Annotated in this window: 17 protein-coding genes; 9 read left to right on the forward strand and 8 right to left on the reverse strand. The window is 65.3% G+C overall.

Features of this window, described 5'->3' with window-relative positions:
• From N4G42_RS01435 to N4G42_RS01450, 4 genes are all read left to right on the forward strand, one after another.
• Positions 1-694, forward strand: a 694-nt coding sequence (locus N4G42_RS01435; protein WP_260665901.1) for an RHS repeat-associated core domain-containing protein, incomplete at its 5' end; no start/stop codon positions are given.
• 12 nt (positions 695-706) lie between these two features.
• Positions 707-1,018: a hypothetical protein gene (locus tag N4G42_RS01440; RefSeq protein ID WP_260665902.1), complete on the forward strand. Its 312-nt coding sequence runs from the start codon at positions 707-709 to the stop codon at positions 1,016-1,018.
• Between the two features lie 74 nt (positions 1,019-1,092).
• A complete protein-coding gene (locus N4G42_RS01445) occupies positions 1,093-1,254 on the forward strand; it encodes a hypothetical protein (protein ID WP_156379396.1) in 162 nt (53 codons plus the stop codon).
• 46 nt (positions 1,255-1,300) lie between these two features.
• Positions 1,301-1,732: a hypothetical protein gene (locus N4G42_RS01450; protein ID WP_260665903.1), complete on the forward strand. Its 432-nt coding sequence runs from the start codon at positions 1,301-1,303 to the stop codon at positions 1,730-1,732.
• Between the two features lie 155 nt (positions 1,733-1,887).
• Here the strand turns inward: N4G42_RS01450 and N4G42_RS01455 are convergent, their stop codons facing one another.
• The 4 genes from N4G42_RS01455 to lplT all read right to left on the reverse strand — a co-directional run bounded on the left by N4G42_RS01455 (position 1,888) and on the right by lplT (position 6,346).
• Positions 1,888-2,562 carry an OmpA family protein gene (locus tag N4G42_RS01455; RefSeq protein WP_082522298.1) on the reverse strand — a complete coding sequence of 225 codons (675 nt, stop codon included), beginning with the start codon at positions 2,560-2,562 and terminating at the stop codon, positions 1,888-1,890.
• Positions 2,563-3,289: 727 nt separating this feature from the next.
• The gene (locus tag N4G42_RS01460) at positions 3,290-3,781 is read right to left on the reverse strand and encodes a glutathione peroxidase (RefSeq protein WP_260665904.1); all 492 of its coding nucleotides are present in this window, start codon (positions 3,779-3,781) and stop codon (positions 3,290-3,292) included.
• A 75-nt stretch (positions 3,782-3,856) separates the two neighbouring features.
• On the reverse strand, positions 3,857-4,756 hold the full coding sequence (locus N4G42_RS01465; RefSeq protein ID WP_099731528.1) for a DMT family transporter: 900 nt from the start codon (positions 4,754-4,756) through the stop codon (positions 3,857-3,859).
• A gap of 285 nt (positions 4,757-5,041) precedes the next feature.
• Positions 5,042-6,346, reverse strand: coding sequence for a lysophospholipid transporter LplT (gene lplT, locus N4G42_RS01470; RefSeq protein WP_056057261.1), 1,305 nt, complete (start codon positions 6,344-6,346; stop codon positions 5,042-5,044).
• A gap of 156 nt (positions 6,347-6,502) precedes the next feature.
• Here lplT and alr point away from each other — a divergent pair, with 156 nt between their 5' ends.
• Both alr and N4G42_RS01480 read left to right on the forward strand, forming a co-directional pair.
• A complete protein-coding gene (alr, locus tag N4G42_RS01475; protein WP_116748609.1) occupies positions 6,503-7,618 on the forward strand; it encodes an alanine racemase in 1,116 nt (371 codons plus the stop codon).
• A gap of 138 nt (positions 7,619-7,756) precedes the next feature.
• Complete coding sequence (locus N4G42_RS01480; protein WP_260665905.1) at positions 7,757-8,626, forward strand: hypothetical protein; 870 nt, start codon at positions 7,757-7,759, stop codon at positions 8,624-8,626.
• Positions 8,627-8,884: 258 nt separating this feature from the next.
• Here N4G42_RS01480 and N4G42_RS01485 read toward each other — a convergent pair whose 3' ends face one another.
• Positions 8,885-9,376 carry a MarR family winged helix-turn-helix transcriptional regulator gene (locus N4G42_RS01485; protein ID WP_260665906.1) on the reverse strand — a complete coding sequence of 164 codons (492 nt, stop codon included), beginning with the start codon at positions 9,374-9,376 and terminating at the stop codon, positions 8,885-8,887.
• Positions 9,377-9,447: 71 nt separating this feature from the next.
• Here N4G42_RS01485 and N4G42_RS01490 point away from each other — a divergent pair, with 71 nt between their 5' ends.
• On the forward strand, positions 9,448-10,257 hold the full coding sequence (locus tag N4G42_RS01490; protein ID WP_260665907.1) for a siderophore-interacting protein: 810 nt from the start codon (positions 9,448-9,450) through the stop codon (positions 10,255-10,257).
• Between the two features lie 33 nt (positions 10,258-10,290).
• On the opposite strand, the gene N4G42_RS01495 is transcribed toward N4G42_RS01490, so the two are convergent.
• Positions 10,291-11,178: a LysR family transcriptional regulator ArgP gene (locus tag N4G42_RS01495; protein WP_260665908.1), complete on the reverse strand. Its 888-nt coding sequence runs from the start codon at positions 11,176-11,178 to the stop codon at positions 10,291-10,293.
• Between the two features lie 77 nt (positions 11,179-11,255).
• On the opposite strand from N4G42_RS01495, the gene N4G42_RS01500 reads away from it, so the two are divergent.
• Positions 11,256-11,864 (forward strand): LysE/ArgO family amino acid transporter, encoded by a 609-nt coding sequence (locus tag N4G42_RS01500; protein WP_260665909.1) that lies wholly within the window; start codon positions 11,256-11,258, stop codon positions 11,862-11,864.
• An 88-nt stretch (positions 11,865-11,952) separates the two neighbouring features.
• Positions 11,953-13,533: an ABC transporter substrate-binding protein gene (locus tag N4G42_RS01505; RefSeq protein ID WP_260665910.1), complete on the forward strand. Its 1,581-nt coding sequence runs from the start codon at positions 11,953-11,955 to the stop codon at positions 13,531-13,533.
• A 75-nt stretch (positions 13,534-13,608) separates the two neighbouring features.
• Here N4G42_RS01505 and N4G42_RS01510 read toward each other — a convergent pair whose 3' ends face one another.
• Both N4G42_RS01510 and N4G42_RS01515 read right to left on the reverse strand, forming a co-directional pair.
• The gene (locus N4G42_RS01510) at positions 13,609-14,232 is read right to left on the reverse strand and encodes a glutathione S-transferase family protein (RefSeq protein ID WP_260665911.1); all 624 of its coding nucleotides are present in this window, start codon (positions 14,230-14,232) and stop codon (positions 13,609-13,611) included.
• Between the two features lie 75 nt (positions 14,233-14,307).
• Positions 14,308-15,285, reverse strand: coding sequence for a 2-dehydropantoate 2-reductase (locus N4G42_RS01515; RefSeq protein WP_260665912.1), 978 nt, complete (start codon positions 15,283-15,285; stop codon positions 14,308-14,310).
• Positions 15,286-15,306 lie beyond the last annotated feature (21 nt).

The following is a 15,306-nucleotide window of genomic DNA, read 5'->3' on the forward strand; positions in this document are numbered from 1 at the left end:
GTACAGCACATGGGGCAGTACGGTCCGGGAGGAATGGCAAAGCTACGACGAAGCGGGCAGGCCTGTTCAGCTGCAACAACAGTCAGCGAACCAGACAGTTCAGCTTCAGCAGAACCTGCGGATGCAGGGGCAGTACCTGGACAGGGAAACGGGGCTGCACTACAACATGTTCCGGTATTACGACGTGGATCTGGGGGCGTTTACGACGCCGGATCCGATTGGGCTGTCGGGCGGATGGAACCTGCATCAGTATGCGCCTAACCCGATTAGCTGGATTGATCCGTGGGGGTGGAGCTGTTCTTTTGATTCAAAAGCTAACCGGTGGAGAAATAATGAAACGGGTCGTTTTTCTCAACGTCCGAGTAGTCCTGCTGATTTGGTGAGAAATGGACGGATGAATTATCCTGATATCCAGGTTTGGGCGCGACAAGGTGGACTGCCTAACGTATTTCATCCAAATCCAGCGAAATTCCCCTCCGGTGGTTTCAAGCACGAAAGTGCGCCTTATAGTATTCATGGTCATGGCGCAAACCCTGTTGCTGCTGCGAACTTTCCGGGGTCGAACGCTGGCGCTGGCCCAACCGCTAGCATTAAAGGCCCCGCTGGCAATAACTATAGAACTGATGGAACGAGGGGTCCATTTGGCGCCGACAAAAATGGCGCACATACTCCTTTGGATGGCTCCCCGTTTTAATTGGAGGCAGTCGTGAGTGATCTAGTGAAAAAATATGCGGCCTTGCCAACTATCATGGACTACGAAGATGAAACGGCTGCAATTAAAGATTTGATTGCTGTTGGTGCGATAACTTTGGTGAAGAATAAAGAGGGACTGATTTTTATTCTTTCAAAAATCGAAGAGAGTCATCGGCATAACGGTGTTTTTGAATATAAAAATACTGATTGGATGATTTTTCGACAGTTTGTGAATTTATTGCAAGATATTAATTTGCTGGAGCCTGAGATGGGTATTAATATGGATAATATGATTTTTACTTTCTCTCGCCCAGGCTTTGATTGAGAAAGTTTGATAAAAATCTTAGACACGAATTAGTCGGCATTAGACGGATCGTCCACACCCATGCGACTTAGCCCGTGCGCAGCGAATACTTCCACTATGATCTGGCGGGCAAAGACGGCCAGCCACAAAGCCAGGTCTTCAGCTACCAGTACGACGCACTGGGCAGGCGCATCGCCAAGAGCGACAGCTTTGGCACCACGCACTTCGCCTGGGACGGAATGCGGCTGCTGCAGTAAAGCCGTGGCGGGCACGCGAGCATCTACGTTTACGAGCCGTGCAGCTATGTACCGCTGGCGCGCCTGGACGCAGATGGCGAAAGATCCGAGCAGTGCGGGCTGGGCACCACCCGAGACGCGCAGCAGCCAAAAACATCAAAAAACCATAGCTGTTAGCCAAGGCCAGTTAAGCGCAAGCGGCCAAAAACACCAAGACTATTCCCAGCAACCAGCCAACGACACACTGGAAGCCCGCTACTGGCAAGCACTCAACTTCAAGGGCACAGTGCAAAACACCGGCACAGATGGTCTCAGCGGGAATGCCAAGCTGTGCGAGGTGTACTACTTCCACGCCGACCAGGTCGGCCTGCACGAAGAGCTCAGCAGCGCTCGCAGCCAGATCATCCGGCAGAGAGTTTTGGCGGGGCCGCCGCTACTACTGCGATCTAAGACGAAGCAAGCGGGCGAGACGCGGTGCTCTAAATATCCTAATCATTGACGCCCTGATGCAGCGCCGCGCGCCCGCGCTGGCCGTAAAGTAACCAGCCGAGCACGCCTCCCGCACGGGCTGCCAAGCAGGCGTCCTGCCGCAGTGCTACGTGGAAGCAACGGCAAGGAAGAGCTGGCCCCGAAGGCAGGGCCAGCAAAACCAGTTCACCGAGTGGCTGCGCCGGGTGCAGCGCATGCGCAACCGGCTTGGGTGCTGGCTGCGGTGCTCATGGGGCCTGCAGGGCTTGCTTTTTCCGCGAGTTCAACGCGGCCCGTTTGCGGTGTGGAGGCCGTAGCAGTGCCCTCCTTGACCTCCATCTTGACTGCGTGCATGGGCTGCGTGGTGTTGTACTTCACGCGGATGGATTTAGCGGGCACGCCCAGCTTGATGAGTTCGCGGCGTACCGCATTGGCGCGCATCGTGGCGATGTCGCGCGCATCGATGGGGGCCTCGCGTTTGTTGCAGTAGCCGGTGATTTCCAGGCGTTCGTTGGGGTGGCGGCTCTCTGCGAACTTGGCCAGCAGCGCCAGGGTTTCTGGCGAGAGTTTGACCTGCGTGGCTTTGAACTCGGCGACGATACCGTCCTCTGGCAGGCGTGCGGGTTGGGCGATGGACTCAGGCGCTGGCTGCTCGACAGGGGCGGCGACAGTCTCGGTCGCGGGCGCGGTGGTGGCGACTGGCTCTGTTGGCGCTTGAGGGGTGTCAGCGCAACCCGCCAAACCCGATGCCAGCGCTAGCGCCAGTGCTGCGCAAGCCATGACTCTGGCTGGTCCGGGCACCGAGGCGATAGGGCGATCGAGTGCGATATGGGCTCCCGTGGCCTGGCAAATGAATGACATCAGAAAAGCTCCTTCAAGATAACGATGTGTGTGGCCTGGTGGCGATGGTTCGGGTGCGGTACTTGCGGTACTGGAAGGCAGCACGCGGCCATGAGCTGCCGAGCGTGTGTGCTCTTTTGGGGGCGGCCCTTGCCAGGGCAGCGGTGATCGGGTACTCACGCTCCGCCTGGGGCTTGTTGCATGCCGTGCTGTGGTGAATTGAGTAAGCCTTCAAAGGGGGCGGGCAGCCCGACGGCCTTGGGCGAGTGCCGGATTGGCTATCAGCGTCGTCGCAGTAGCTGGCACGAAGGCCGCTTGAGCCCAGGCCCGGCGGATCACTGGGTGCAGCCTTCGCACTGAGCAAGGTGCTGCTGTCGCCTGCGATTTCCAGGAATCGGAACTTGCAGGTCAGCGATGCAGCGGCCATGGCGGCGCGCTGCCATGCGGCAGCGAAAGCAGGCAAAGGGGCTCCCTCCAGTAGCGAACAGATGGCGTGTGCGTTCGTTGGAGTGGGCGGTCTGATGCCACCCTGGCTCACTCGGGGTCAGCGCGATGGGCGCTGCTTCTCCGCGAACGGGCCAGAGTGTCGCTGCAGAAAAGGCCGATTGACGCCGCAGCGGGGCGTTTGGCAACCGCTTGATTCAGGTTTCACAAATACCAACATTCGCCCCCAACAGGGGTAAGAGCGTCAAAAGCGAAGGGGGGCCGGGGCGCCGCAAATATTGCTGATGTGTGCCGACGAGGGCGATCAGCCCGCGGCCAGTGCCGCCGCAATATCCCCCGCCAGCTTCTTCGGCGCGTCCTGCGGCGCATAGCGGCGGATCACGCGGCCGTCCTTGCCGACGAGGAACTTGGTGAAGTTCCACTTGATGGCCTTGCTGCCCAGCAGGCCTGGTGCTTCGGCGGTGAGCCACTGGTACAGGGGCGAGGCGTTGGCGCCGTTCACGTCGATCTTGGCCATCATCGGAAAGCTCACGCCGTAGTTGAGCTGGCAGAAGCTGGCGATCTCGTCGTTGCTGCCGGGGTCCTGGGCGCCGAACTGGTTGCAGGGGAAGCCCAGCACGACGAGGCCTTTGTCTGCGTATTCCTTGTGCAGTTCTTCCAGCCCGCCGAACTGGGGCGTGAAGCCGCAGGCGCTGGCGGTGTTCACGATGAGCAATACCTTGCCCCGGTATTGCGACAGGGGCACGGCCTGGCCGTTCATCTGCAGGGCTTCAAAGTCGTAGATGCTGGTGGACATGCGGGTTCTCCGGGTGGGGATGACGGGCCATCGTAGCCCCAGCTGCAGAGGCCTGTGCGCAGGCGGGTCAATCCATCAATGAGGGCCCGCAGCGCCCGGTCGGCGGAACTGCAGCGCCGCCAGCAGCGATGCCAGCAGGATCAGCGCCCCGCCCAGCACGGTGCGCGTGTTCAGCGTGGCCGCGCCCAGCAGGGCCGACGACACGCTGGCAAACATCACCTCCGACAGCATCACCAGCGCCGTGGTGCCCGCCGCCAGGCGGGCGGCGCCAAATTGCAGCGCCCAGTTGCCCAGCATCAGCACCCCGGCCAGCAGCAGGCCGGTGACGACCCAGGTGGCATTGACGGCAGGGAAGGGCTCCACCACGCCCACTTGCAGGCCAATGCTGGCCACGGCCAGCGCCATGAGCATGCAGCCGCCAAACATCGAGAACATGCGCGCGGGCCCCGGCACGGTGTGCAGGCGGCGCAGCGTGACGTTGGTCAGCGCGAACATGAAACCGCCCAGCAACGCCAGAGCGTCGGCCAGCGACAGGTTCTGCAGCAGGCGCGAAGCAGGTGCGCCCTCGGGCAGCAGCACCAGCACCACGCCGCAGAAAGCCAGCGCCAGGCGCAGCAGCGCCGCAGGGGTAGGGCGCTCGCCCAGCACCTTCCAGGCCAGCAGCACGGCCCAGGCGGGCATCAGATAGAACAGCAGGATCACGCGCACCACGTCGCCAATGGTCACGGCCCAGTTGAAGGCCACGTTGTTCAGCCCCGAGGCCAGCGCCAGCAGCCACAGCTGCGGATGCGCGCGCACCTGCTGCAGGATGCCGGGGCGCCACGCCAGCAGGGCCAGTAGCACCACCGCATACATGCAGGCCGTGGCCCACAAGGGGTGCAGCCCCGCCTGGTGCATGTGCTGGAACGGCCACCACGCCAGGCCCCAGACAAAGGCGTTGAATAAGAGTGCGGCGAAGGGGAGGGGAGAGTGCATTGAAGGGAAAAACAGGCGGTAGCGCTAGTGGAATATGCGCTGAAAGCTATAAATTATGTAGCAGGTGGTTCCATGCTGCACAGCCAGCTAAAACTGGCACGCTCCAAGGCCAGTGCACCCGTGGAACTGGCTTTGCCAGGCCACTGGGTGCGTCCCCCTCCCGCGCAGCGAGAGAGGGGGAAGACGCGCAGCGGCTCAGGGGGAGCCTTCAATAGCTCCAGGCCTCCGGGTGCGTCCCCTCGGGGGAAGCGGCGAAGCCGCACAGGGGGGCTTCGCAATCAGGAGTCAATGGTGCGTATCGTGCCGCGCGATGTCCAGCAGGTGGTTCACTTCGTCGCGGTGGTTCACGCAGTTGCGCTGGTGCCAGCGGCGGATGACCCACATGATGCCCGCCACCACCAGCCCGAAGGTGGTGATGGCACCAAACACCGACAGGCCCAGCTTGAGCGACAGGCTGTAGAACGCCCCCAGGCCCAGGATGCAGGCCTGCTCGTTGAAGTTCTGCACGGCAATCGACCGGCCTGCTCCCATGAGGTTGTGGCCCCGGTGCTGCAGCAGGGCGTTCATGGGCACCACCAGGTAGCCGCCCAGGCCACCCAGCACGATGAGGAACGGAATGGCCAGCCAGATGTTGCTGATGAACACCATCAGGATCAGCAGCAAGCCCATCGCAATGCCCAGCGGGATCACGCGGGTGGCCATGTCCAGGCGCATGCGCATCGATGCCACCACGGCACCCACGGCGGTGCCGATGGCCACCACGCCCGTCAGGGCCGAGGCCTGGGTGGTGTTGTAGCCCAGGGCCACGGCGGCCCAGGCCAGCACGATGAACTTGAGGTTGCCACCGGCGCCCCAGAACAGGGTGGTGGTGGCCAGCGAGATCTGGCCCAGCTTGTCGCGCCACAGGCGGCTGTTGCAGGCCCAGAAGTCGGGCAGCAGGTTGAGCGCGTTGGCCACCACGCTGCGCGACGGGTCGGCGCGCAGGGGGCGCATCTCCACCCCGGTGTGCGGGATGCGGGTGTTGAACCAGGCAGCCAGTGCATAGACAGCGATCAGCGCTGCGATGGCGGCCTCGGCGGGGGTGTCCACGCCGGTGTCGATCACGGGGAAGTCAAAGCCCAGCAGCATGCCCGACAGCTGCTGCCCCACCAGCTGGCCGCCCAGTAGCACGCCCAGGATGATTGATGCAATGGTCAGGCCCTCGATCCAGCCGTTGGCCTTGACGAGCTGGGACGCGGGCAGCAGTTCGGTCAGGATGCCGTACTTGGCGGGCGAGTAGGCCGCAGCACCCAGCCCCACCACGGCGTAGGCCATGAGCGGGTGCGAGCCAAACAGCATCATCAGGCAGCCCGCCACCTTGATGGCGTTGCTGACAAACATGACCTTGCCCTTGGGCAACGCATCGGCAAAGGCGCCGACGAAGGGCGCCAGCACCACATAGAACAATGCGAACATGGGCACCAGGGCCGCACGCTGCCACTCGGGGGCGCCTCCGGTGCGCAGGAGTTCCACAGCGGCTACGAAGAGTGCGTTGTCGGCCAGCGAGCTGAAAAACTGCGCCGACATGATGGTGTAAAAACCGCGCTTCATCGAATGGCTGGTGAGAGCATCAGTTGGGCTGATGCCCTGGTAAATGTGAAGAATCGTAGCGAGGGACAGGCGGTTATATCACGCGGATAAACGGCCACAGTGCCAGAATCCGGCGCTGGTCCCCCGGTAAATCCCTCGCTCCATCAGGTCTGTCCCATGCCCCGTCCCATTGCTGCCACCATCCACACCACGGCCCTGCACCACAACCTCGCGCGCGTGCGCCAGTCGGTGCCTGACGCCAAGGTGTGGGCGGTGGTCAAGGCCAACGCCTATGGCCACGGCATCGAGCGGGTGTACGAGGGCCTGCGCGGCGCCGACGGTTTTGCGCTGCTGGACCTGGCCGAGGCCGAGCGCGTGCGCCACCTGGGCTGGCGCGGGCCCATCCTGCTGCTCGAAGGCGTGTTCGAGCCGCGCGACCTGGAGCTGTGCTCGCGCCTGGGCCTGTGGCATGCGGTGCACTGCGACGAGCAGATCGACATGCTGGCTGCGCACAAGACCCAGGTGCCGCACCGGGTGTTCCTCAAGATGAATTCGGGCATGAACCGCCTGGGCTTCACGCCCGAGCGCTACCGCGCCGCGTGGGCCCGGCTCAATGCGCTGCCGCAGGTGGACGAGATTTCGTTCATGACCCACTTCAGCGACGCCGACGGCCCGCGGGGCATTGCGCACCAGATGGCAGCCTTCAACGCCGCCGCGCAGGACCTGCCTGGCGAGCGCAGCCTGAGCAACAGTGCCGCCACGCTGCGCCACGCGCAGGATGCGGGCGTGCGCGCCGACTGGGTGCGCGCGGGCATCGTGGTCTATGGCAGTGCGCCGGACTTCCCCGAGCACCATGCCGGCCACTGGGGGTTGCAACCCACCATGACGCTGTCCACGCGCCTCATCGCCACCCAGCAACTGCAGGCGGGCGACACCGTGGGCTATGGCTCGCGCTTCACGGCCGATGGCCCGCTCACCATCGGCATCGCCGCCTGTGGCTACGCCGACGGCTACCCCCGCCACTGCGACACCGGCACGCCGGTGCTGGTGAACGGCGTGCGCACTCGCCTGGTGGGGCGGGTGAGCATGGACATGGTGACCGTGGACCTCACGCCCCTGCAGCAGGCGGGTGTGGAGGTGGGCTTTGGCAGCGAGGTCACGCTCTGGGGCCGCGCCAGCAATGGCGTGGTGTTGTCCATCGACGAGGTGGCGCAGGCGGCAGGCACCGTGGGCTACGAGCTGATGTGCGCCCTGGCGCAGCGCGTGCCGGTGGTGGTGGACGGCGGGGCCTGAAGCCCCCCTTCATTGGCGTGCGGCAGGGCGCGGTTCGCGCACAAGTTCACGCCGCAGGGCCCGCCGGTGTGGGGCGCGGCCTGAAACTGGTGTGAAATGGCGCCGTCTGTTTGCCGCCGCGCGCAGCGCGCTCCTTCCATGGCCACACCCCGCAGCAACTCCTCCGGTTCCAAGAAAAAAGGCAGCTCCACCTGGCGCTCGGTGCGCATGCCGCACCACGGCGCGGTGGCGCGCACCCTGCAGCAGCGCTACAGCCTGCGCTGGCACGGGCTGCTGATCGGCAGCTTCACGCTGCTGCTGATGTGGGCCACCTCGCACCTGCAGATGGTGCTGGGCGTGGATTCACTGGCACTGCGGTACTTGATTACGCTGTCTGTGGGCTACGTCGGCTATCTGCTGGTGCTGCGCGCTTGGGCAGCGCGGCTGGTGCGTCGGGACGGGTCGTCGGGCGACGGCAGCAGTGTGGAATTGCCCGACATCTCCTGGCCCAGTGGCAATGGCCCCTCCGGTGGAGGCCAGGTGCCCTTGCCCCGCACCGGCGGTGGCAACTTTGGCGGCGGTGGCGCATCGGGGGACTTTGGGGGCGGGTGGACGCAAGGCCTGTCCAGCGGGGGCTCCAGCAGCGATTCCAGCGCACTGGGCGACCTGGCCAGTGGCGCGGCCGATGCGCTGGGCAGCGCCGACGAGGGCGCCGTGGTGGTCGTGCCCGTGGTGGCCATCTTTCTCATCGGCGCAGCGCTGATCCTGGGTGCGGGGTCGCTCGCCATGCTGTTCTTTGGCTGGGATGTGCTGCTCACGGTGGCGGTGGAGATTGCCTTCTCGGTGGCCACGGCCCGCGCTGCTGTAGGGGTGGAGCGCGAGGGCTGGCTCAGCGCCGCAGTGCGCCTGACCTGGAAGCCGCTGCTGGGCGCGCTGGTCTGCGCCGTGCTGCTGGGCGCCACCATCGACCATTTCCTGCCCCATGTGCATTCGCTACCCGAGGCGCTGCGCGTGATCCAGGGGCGCTGATTTGCTCTCTATTTGATAGCTATCAGGGCATATTGCACTAGCGCTTGGGGCAAAAATACCTTCAAAAGCGCTTGAAACCCCCTGTGGGGCCCATAGGGATGTCCTGCATAACTCCCTGCGGTCAGTGATAGCGCGGCCTCGGGCAGTCCGCTGCGTTGCTTTTTTTGCCAATAGCTCGGCTATTGGCTGCAAAAAGACGCCTTGCGGCCCCTCCCGATCCGCACTACCACCGCCTCGCGAGGGTTATGCAGGACATCCCTAGCGCGAGGACCGGCCCTTGCCGTGGCTGCAGTCCTCGTCAGTCTCCAGGGGTGGCAGCGCGTCCAGGTTGGTCCGCACCCGCGCCAGCAGGGCCAGCAGCTGCGCCTGGGTGGCGTCGTCGCAGCCCGCCAGCACCTGGGCCGACAGGGTTTGCCGCGCGGCCTGCAGCGCCTGGTACAGCGCCTGGCCCTCGGCGCTCAGCGTGAGGCACAGGCTGCGCCGGTCTTCGGCGTGGGGCTGGCGCTCCAGCCAACCCTTGTCCTGCAATAGGCCCAGCATGCGCGCCACCTGCGCCTTGTCGGCGCCGCTGTGGCGCACCAGTTCTTTCTGCGTGGCGCCGGGGTGGCGGCCGATGAAGTTCAGCGCGCGCACTTCGTTGAAGGTCAGGTCCGGATGCACGGAGGTCATCGCGCGCACCATGCGCGCCCGGTAGGCGTGCATCAGGTCGTGCAGGGCTTCAAACACATCGGGGCGGGCACGTAGGGGCATGGCGTGGCTATCGGTTGACAAAGTCAACTGAATGGCGGATGATTTGGTTGATTAAATCAACATTTTACGCCATGAACGCTTCCTTGCCCCTGGCCGCCACGGCCCCCTCCCTCGCTATCGAGCGCATTCGCCATCCCCTGCAGGGCCGCCATCTCCAGGTGGTGCGCCGCACCCAGGTCAGCCCCGGCTTTGTGCGGCTGACCCTGGCCGGCCCCGAGCTGGCGGGCTTTGTGAGCGCCGGGTTCGACGACCACCTCAAGCTCATCCTTCCCTCGCCCGGGCAAGACCGCCCCACCTTGCCCACGCTGCAGGACGGCCGCCCTGTGTTTGACGGCCCACGCCCCGTGCTGCGCGACTACACCCCCGCGCGTTTTGACGCCGCTGCGGGCGAGCTGGACATCGAGGTCGCCCTGCACGACGCGGGCCCCGCCACCGACTGGGCCGCCAGCGCCACCGTGGGCCAGTGGGTGGGCATTGCCGGGCCGCGCGGCAGCATGGTCGTGCCCATGGGCTTCGACTGGCACTGGCTGCTGGGCGACGAAACCGCGCTGCCCGCCATCGCCCGCCGCCTGGCCGAGCTGCCCGCCAGCGCAGTGGCCACCGTGCGTATCCAGCTGAGCAACCCGGCCGACCAGCGCACGCTGGCGAGCGCGGCGCAGCTGGACCTGCAGTGGGTGAGCGCGCTGCCTGCCGCTGTGGAGGCGCTGTCGCTGCCGCCCGGCGCGGGCTTTGTCTGGGCTGCGGGCGAACACAGCGACATGGCCGCCGTGCGCCGCACCGTGCTGGCCAAGCCGGGCGTGGACCCGAAACGCATGCGCATCTCCGCCTACTGGAAGCGCGGGGCGGCGGACCACCACGAGGACCTGGCGAACGCCGCGTAACTGGCGTTCGCGGCTTCACTCGCCGCCTTTCTCTCAGCGCAGCAGCGTCAGCGCAGCAGCCCGCTGCACGGCTGCGGTCACGTGCTGCAGGGCCTGCACGTTCAGGCGCCAGCACTGCCAGTACAGCGGCACATCCACCGGCTTGTTCGCAATCAGCTCGACCAGGGCACCAGTCTTCAGGTCATCCTCCACCAGCGGGTCGGGCGTCATGCCCCAGCCCAGGCTGGCGCGGGTGGCTTTGACGAAGGCATGCGCCTCGGGCAGCCAGTGCACGGGCGGTGCGAGCTTGCGGCGCGTGATGCGGCCCATAAAACGCGCCTGCAGCGCATCCTTGCGGTTGAACACCAGCATGGGTGCCTCCGCCAGGGTGTTTGCGTTCACGCCCTGCGCAAAGTGGCGCTCCATGAACGCAGGGCTGGCGAGCGCGCGGTAGCGCAGCGTGCCCAGCGGCAGCACCTGGCAGCCCTGCACGGGCTGCGGGTCGGCCGTCACGGCGGCCATCACGCGGCCCTCGCGCAGCAGGTTGGCCGAATGGTCCTGGTCTTCCACATGGATGTCGAAGGTGATGGCCTGCCCCTCGGCCGCCTGCGCCATGGCGTGGGGGAACCAGGTGGCCAGCGAGTCGGCATTCACACCAATCGCCAGCCGCGTGGTGCTGTGCTGCCCGCCGCCAATGGTGGCCAGCGCATCGGCCTCGCTCAGCGCCACCTCGCGCGCATGGCGGTACAGCGCCTGCCCGGCCTCAGTGGGCGTGCAGGGCGTGGCGCGGCGCACCAGCACCTGGCCCACGCGCTCTTCCAGCAGCTTGATGCGCTGCGACACCGCTGAGCGCGTGACATGCAGCACGGCCGCCGCCCGCTCGAAGCTGCCCTCATCGATCACCGTGGCAAAGGCGTTGAGCTGGGCGGAGTCGAGTTGCATGGGTGGTTAGCCATTTTGACGGATCGTTAAAAAGTATAGCTGGCGTCAACGCAGGCCCTTGGCCAGAATCCGTGCCCATGGTCTCCACTGCGTTCGTTCACGGTTTCACATCCACTGCCATGCTCATCATGGCCATTGGCGCGCAAAACGCATTTGTGCTGAGCCAGGGTCTGCGGCGCGAGCATGTGATGCCCGTGGTGCTGGTGTGTGCGCTGTCAGACGCGCTACTGCTGCAGGTGGGCGTGTGGGGCATGGGCGGCGTGCTGCTGGCCCGGCCTGAATGGGCGCAGTTCATGCGCTGGGCGGGCGCGCTGTTCCTGTTGATGTATGCGGCACAGACTGCCGCGCGGGCGCTGCGCCCCGGCCAGTTGCTGGTGGCCACCAGCGGCCCCGGCGCCACTTTGCGCACTACTCTGGCCACCGTGACGGCGCTCACCTGGCTCAACCCGCATGTCTACCTCGACACCGTGGTGCTGCTGGGCACCATGGCCACACCCTACCCGGCCTGGGGCCGTGCGCTGTTTGCGGCGGGTGGCTCGCTGGCCAGCGCGCTGTGGTTCTTGTTGATCGGCCTGGGTGCCCGCTGGCTGGCCCCGTTGTTTGCCACCCCGTCTGCGTGGCGGGTGCTGGATGCGGTGACGGCCACCACCATGCTGGTGCTGGCAGGGGTGATGGCTCTAAGCTAAGAAGAATAAGTTCGTTTTCTAAAAGCGCCGCTTGGGGGATAGTCTGGCCATTCAGCATTTTTTGGCTTTTTTGCCTATCCTCCCGTCCATGCGCTTCAAACACCTTCTCCTGGCCGCCGCCGTTGTTGCGGCCCTGCCCCTGGCCGCACAGTCCGCCACCTTCCGCTGGTCCCGCTCGGTGGACATTTCCACCTGGGACATCCACACCCAGAACGTGGGCGTGAACAACACCATGCACGGCGCGGTGTACGACACGCTGGTCGAATACAACAGCAAGACGTTCAAGCCCGAGCCCTCGCTCGCCACCGAGTGGAAGCTCATCAAGCCCACGAAGCTGCGCCTGACCTTGCGCAAGGGCGTGAAGTTCAGCGACGGCAGCGAGTTCACGGCCGACGACGCCAAGTTCTCGCTGGAGCGCGCCAAGGCCAAGAGCTCCAACTTCGCGGTCTACACGCAAGGCATTGACCGTGTGGAAAAGGTCGATGCCTACACCATCGACATCCACTCCGACCTGCCCAACCCGGTGCTGGTGAACCAGCTGACCGAGCTGCGCATCATGAGCAAGGCCTGGGCCGAGAAGAACAAGTCGGTCGAGCCCAAGGACATCAAGACCAAGGACGAAAACTTTGCCCACCGCAATGCGCTGGGCACTGGCCCCTACCAGCTCAAGCAGTGGACGCCTGACCAGCGCGTGGTGCTGGAGCCCAACCCCCACTGGTGGGGCAAGGGCAAGTACCCCACCAACCTGACCGAGATCGTCTACACCCCCATCAAGGCCGACGCCACGCGCACAGCGGCGCTGCTGTCGGGTGAGGTGGATTTTGTGATCGACCCCAGCCTGCAGGACCTGGCGCGCATCAAGCAGACGCCCAACCTGCAGGTGCTGGAGGGGCCGGAGTACCGCACCATCTTCCTGGGGCTGGACCAGTTCCGCGACGAGCTGCCCGGCTCGGACGTGAAGGGCAAGAACCCGCTGAAGGACCTGCGCGTGCGCAAGGCGCTGTACCAGGCCATCGACATCCAGTCCATCCAGCGCGTGGTGCTGCGAGGCTTGGCCCAGCCCACGGGCACACTCATCGCCAACCAGGTCAACGGCTGGACCAAGAAGGCCGACGTGCGCTACCCCTACGACCCCAAGGCCGCGCAAAAGCTGCTGGCCGATGCGGGCTACCCCAACGGGTTTGAGGTGGACTTTGCCTGCAGCGCGGGCCGCTACATCAACGACGAGCAGCTGTGCCAGGCCATCACGTCACATTGGGCCAAGGTGGGCGTGAAGGCCAAGCTGCGCTCGCTGCCGTTTGCCACCTACTTCCCGATGATCCAGCGCAACGAAGCCAGCATCTACCTGCTGGGCTGGGGTGTGCCCACGTTCGATGCGTTCTACAGCCTGCAGTCGCTGGTGCGCACGACGGGCGCGGGTGGGGACGGCAACTTCAACCTGGGCCGGTTCTCCGACCCGCAGATGGACGCGCTGATCGAGCGTGTGAAGAAGGAAACGGACACCGCCACGCGCAACGGCCTGATCGAGCAGGCGCTGATCAAGGAGCATGAGTTGGTGTCGCACATCCCGCTGTACAACCAGGTGATTCCGTGGGCGGGCACCAAGAAGGTGGACATCATCCACCGCGCCGACAACCGCATCGATTGGCGGTATCTGAAGGTGAACTGATCCCGGTTGCCAGCAAAAAGCCCCGGTGCTTCGAGCCAGAAGCACCGGGGCTTTTTTGCGTCCGCAGGTGGCGTATCAGGCCAGTGCGCGCTGCACGGCGGGGCGCTGCAGCATGCGCTGCGTGTGTGCAAACACCTTCGGGAACTGGGCGATGTCCACGCCGTCGCTGTGCAGCCAGGTGCCGATGGTGAACAGGTAGCCGTCGGCCACGGTGTATTGCTCGCCCATCACCCAGGGCCCCTGGTCCGCTTGCGGCAGGTAGTGGGTTTCGACGAGGTGAAAGCACTCGGTCATGTTCTGTGGCACCTTGCGCTGCATGGCGGCGTGGGCTTCGGGCTCGTCCGCCCAGCGGCTGGCGCGGGGGCGGTGGGCGTGGGCGATGTGCACCGTGGACGCGAGGTAGCTGTGGAACTCTTGCAGGCGCGCAAAGCCATGCGCGTCGGCGGGCGCCAGGCGCGCCTCTGGAAAGCTCTGCGCCACATAGGCCAGCAGCGCCGGGGTTTCGGTCAGGGTGCCGTGCGGCGTGGCCAGCGCGGGCACGCGGCCCTTGGGGTTCACCGCCAGGTATTCGGGCGTGCGTTGCTGGCCAGCGGCGAAGTCCACGCGCACCAGGTCGTAGGGGGCGCCCGCTTCTTCCAAAGCGATGCGAACGGCCTGCGCGCAGGTGCCGGGGGTGTAGTACAGCGTGAGTTGGGTCATGGTTGGTTTGCTATGAATTAAATAGCTGTTGACGCATATTCCACTAGCGCCTGCAGCCGATTTTGCTGAAATGAATCAGTACAGGCCACGCGTGCGCGCCATCAGCCGCGTGAGGCCCAGCAGGGCGTTGGTGTGCGGCGTGGGCGTGCCGGTGATCTGGCCCAGCTCGCGCACCGCGCCCACCAGGGCGTCGATCTCCATCGGCTTGTTCGCTTCCACGTCCTGCAGCATCGAGGTCTTGAACGCGCCCAGCTTGCGTGTGACGGCATGGCGGTCCTCGGGCTGCTGGTCGATGGGCAGGCCCAGCTTGTCGCCGATGGCCTTGGCTTCCAGCATCACGGCGCTCACAAAGCCGCGCACCAGGTCGTCGTCCAGGATGCGGTCGGTGGTGGCGCCGGTGAGCGCGCTGATTGGGTTCATCGTGAGGTTGCCCCACAGCTTGAACCAGATGTCCTTCTGGATGCAGTCGCTCACCTCCACATCGATGCCACCGCGCTGCAGCGTGTCGGCCAACGCTTGCAGGCGCGCGCTCTGGCTGCCGTCCGGCTCGCCCACGATGAGGCGGTTGCCAAAGTGTTGTTTGACGAAGCCCGGAGCCTCCAGCGAGCAGCTGGTGTGCACCACGCTGCCCACGACGTTGCGCGCCGGGATGGCTCGGGCAATCACGCCTCCCGCGTCCACGGATTCGAGGGCACGCCCCTGCGCGGCGCCGCCGAAGCCGTCGAGAAACCACCACGGCACGCCGTTCATGGCGGTCAGCACGATGGTGTCGGGCCCGATCAAGGGCGCCATGGCACGCGCCACGTCGGGCAGGCCCGGGGCCTTGACTGCCACCACCACCAGGTCCTGCACGCCGAGTGCGGCCGGGTCGCTGTGGGCCGTGACGGGCACCTGCGCCAGCGAGCCGTCGGCGCGCCGCATGCGCAGCCCCTCGGCCTGCAGGGCGCGCAGCGTGTCGCCCCGCGCCACCATGCTGACCGAGTGGCCCGCTTGCGCCAGGGCCACGCCCAGCCAGCCGCCGATGGCGCCGGCGCCGTAAATACATGCTTTCATGGATGTCTGTCCTTGAGTCTG

The organism is Acidovorax sp. K2F, from assembly GCF_025246485.1.
Taxonomy (GTDB): domain Bacteria; phylum Pseudomonadota; class Gammaproteobacteria; order Burkholderiales; family Burkholderiaceae_C; genus Acidovorax; species Acidovorax delafieldii.

Excerpts from the sequence above, each read along its gene's own strand:
- N4G42_RS01450 (WP_260665903.1), top strand. The coding sequence starts at position 1,301 with ATGTACCGCTGGCGCGCCTGGACGCAGATGGCGAAAGATCCGAGCAGT.
- N4G42_RS01455 (WP_082522298.1), bottom strand. The coding sequence starts at position 2,562 with ATGTCATTCATTTGCCAGGCCACGGGAGCCCATATCGCACTCGATCGC.
- N4G42_RS01460 (WP_260665904.1), bottom strand. The coding sequence starts at position 3,781 with ATGTCCACCAGCATCTACGACTTTGAAGCCCTGCAGATGAACGGCCAG.
- N4G42_RS01465 (WP_099731528.1), bottom strand. The coding sequence starts at position 4,756 with ATGCACTCTCCCCTCCCCTTCGCCGCACTCTTATTCAACGCCTTTGTC.
- lplT (WP_056057261.1), bottom strand. The coding sequence starts at position 6,346 with ATGAAGCGCGGTTTTTACACCATCATGTCGGCGCAGTTTTTCAGCTCG.
- alr (WP_116748609.1), top strand. The coding sequence starts at position 6,503 with ATGCCCCGTCCCATTGCTGCCACCATCCACACCACGGCCCTGCACCAC.
- N4G42_RS01480 (WP_260665905.1), top strand. The coding sequence starts at position 7,757 with ATGGCCACACCCCGCAGCAACTCCTCCGGTTCCAAGAAAAAAGGCAGC.
- N4G42_RS01485 (WP_260665906.1), bottom strand. The coding sequence starts at position 9,376 with ATGCCCCTACGTGCCCGCCCCGATGTGTTTGAAGCCCTGCACGACCTG.
- N4G42_RS01490 (WP_260665907.1), top strand. The coding sequence starts at position 9,448 with ATGAACGCTTCCTTGCCCCTGGCCGCCACGGCCCCCTCCCTCGCTATC.
- N4G42_RS01495 (WP_260665908.1), bottom strand. The coding sequence starts at position 11,178 with ATGCAACTCGACTCCGCCCAGCTCAACGCCTTTGCCACGGTGATCGAT.
- N4G42_RS01500 (WP_260665909.1), top strand. The coding sequence starts at position 11,256 with ATGGTCTCCACTGCGTTCGTTCACGGTTTCACATCCACTGCCATGCTC.
- N4G42_RS01505 (WP_260665910.1), top strand. The coding sequence starts at position 11,953 with ATGCGCTTCAAACACCTTCTCCTGGCCGCCGCCGTTGTTGCGGCCCTG.
- N4G42_RS01510 (WP_260665911.1), bottom strand. The coding sequence starts at position 14,232 with ATGACCCAACTCACGCTGTACTACACCCCCGGCACCTGCGCGCAGGCC.
- N4G42_RS01515 (WP_260665912.1), bottom strand. The coding sequence starts at position 15,285 with ATGAAAGCATGTATTTACGGCGCCGGCGCCATCGGCGGCTGGCTGGGC.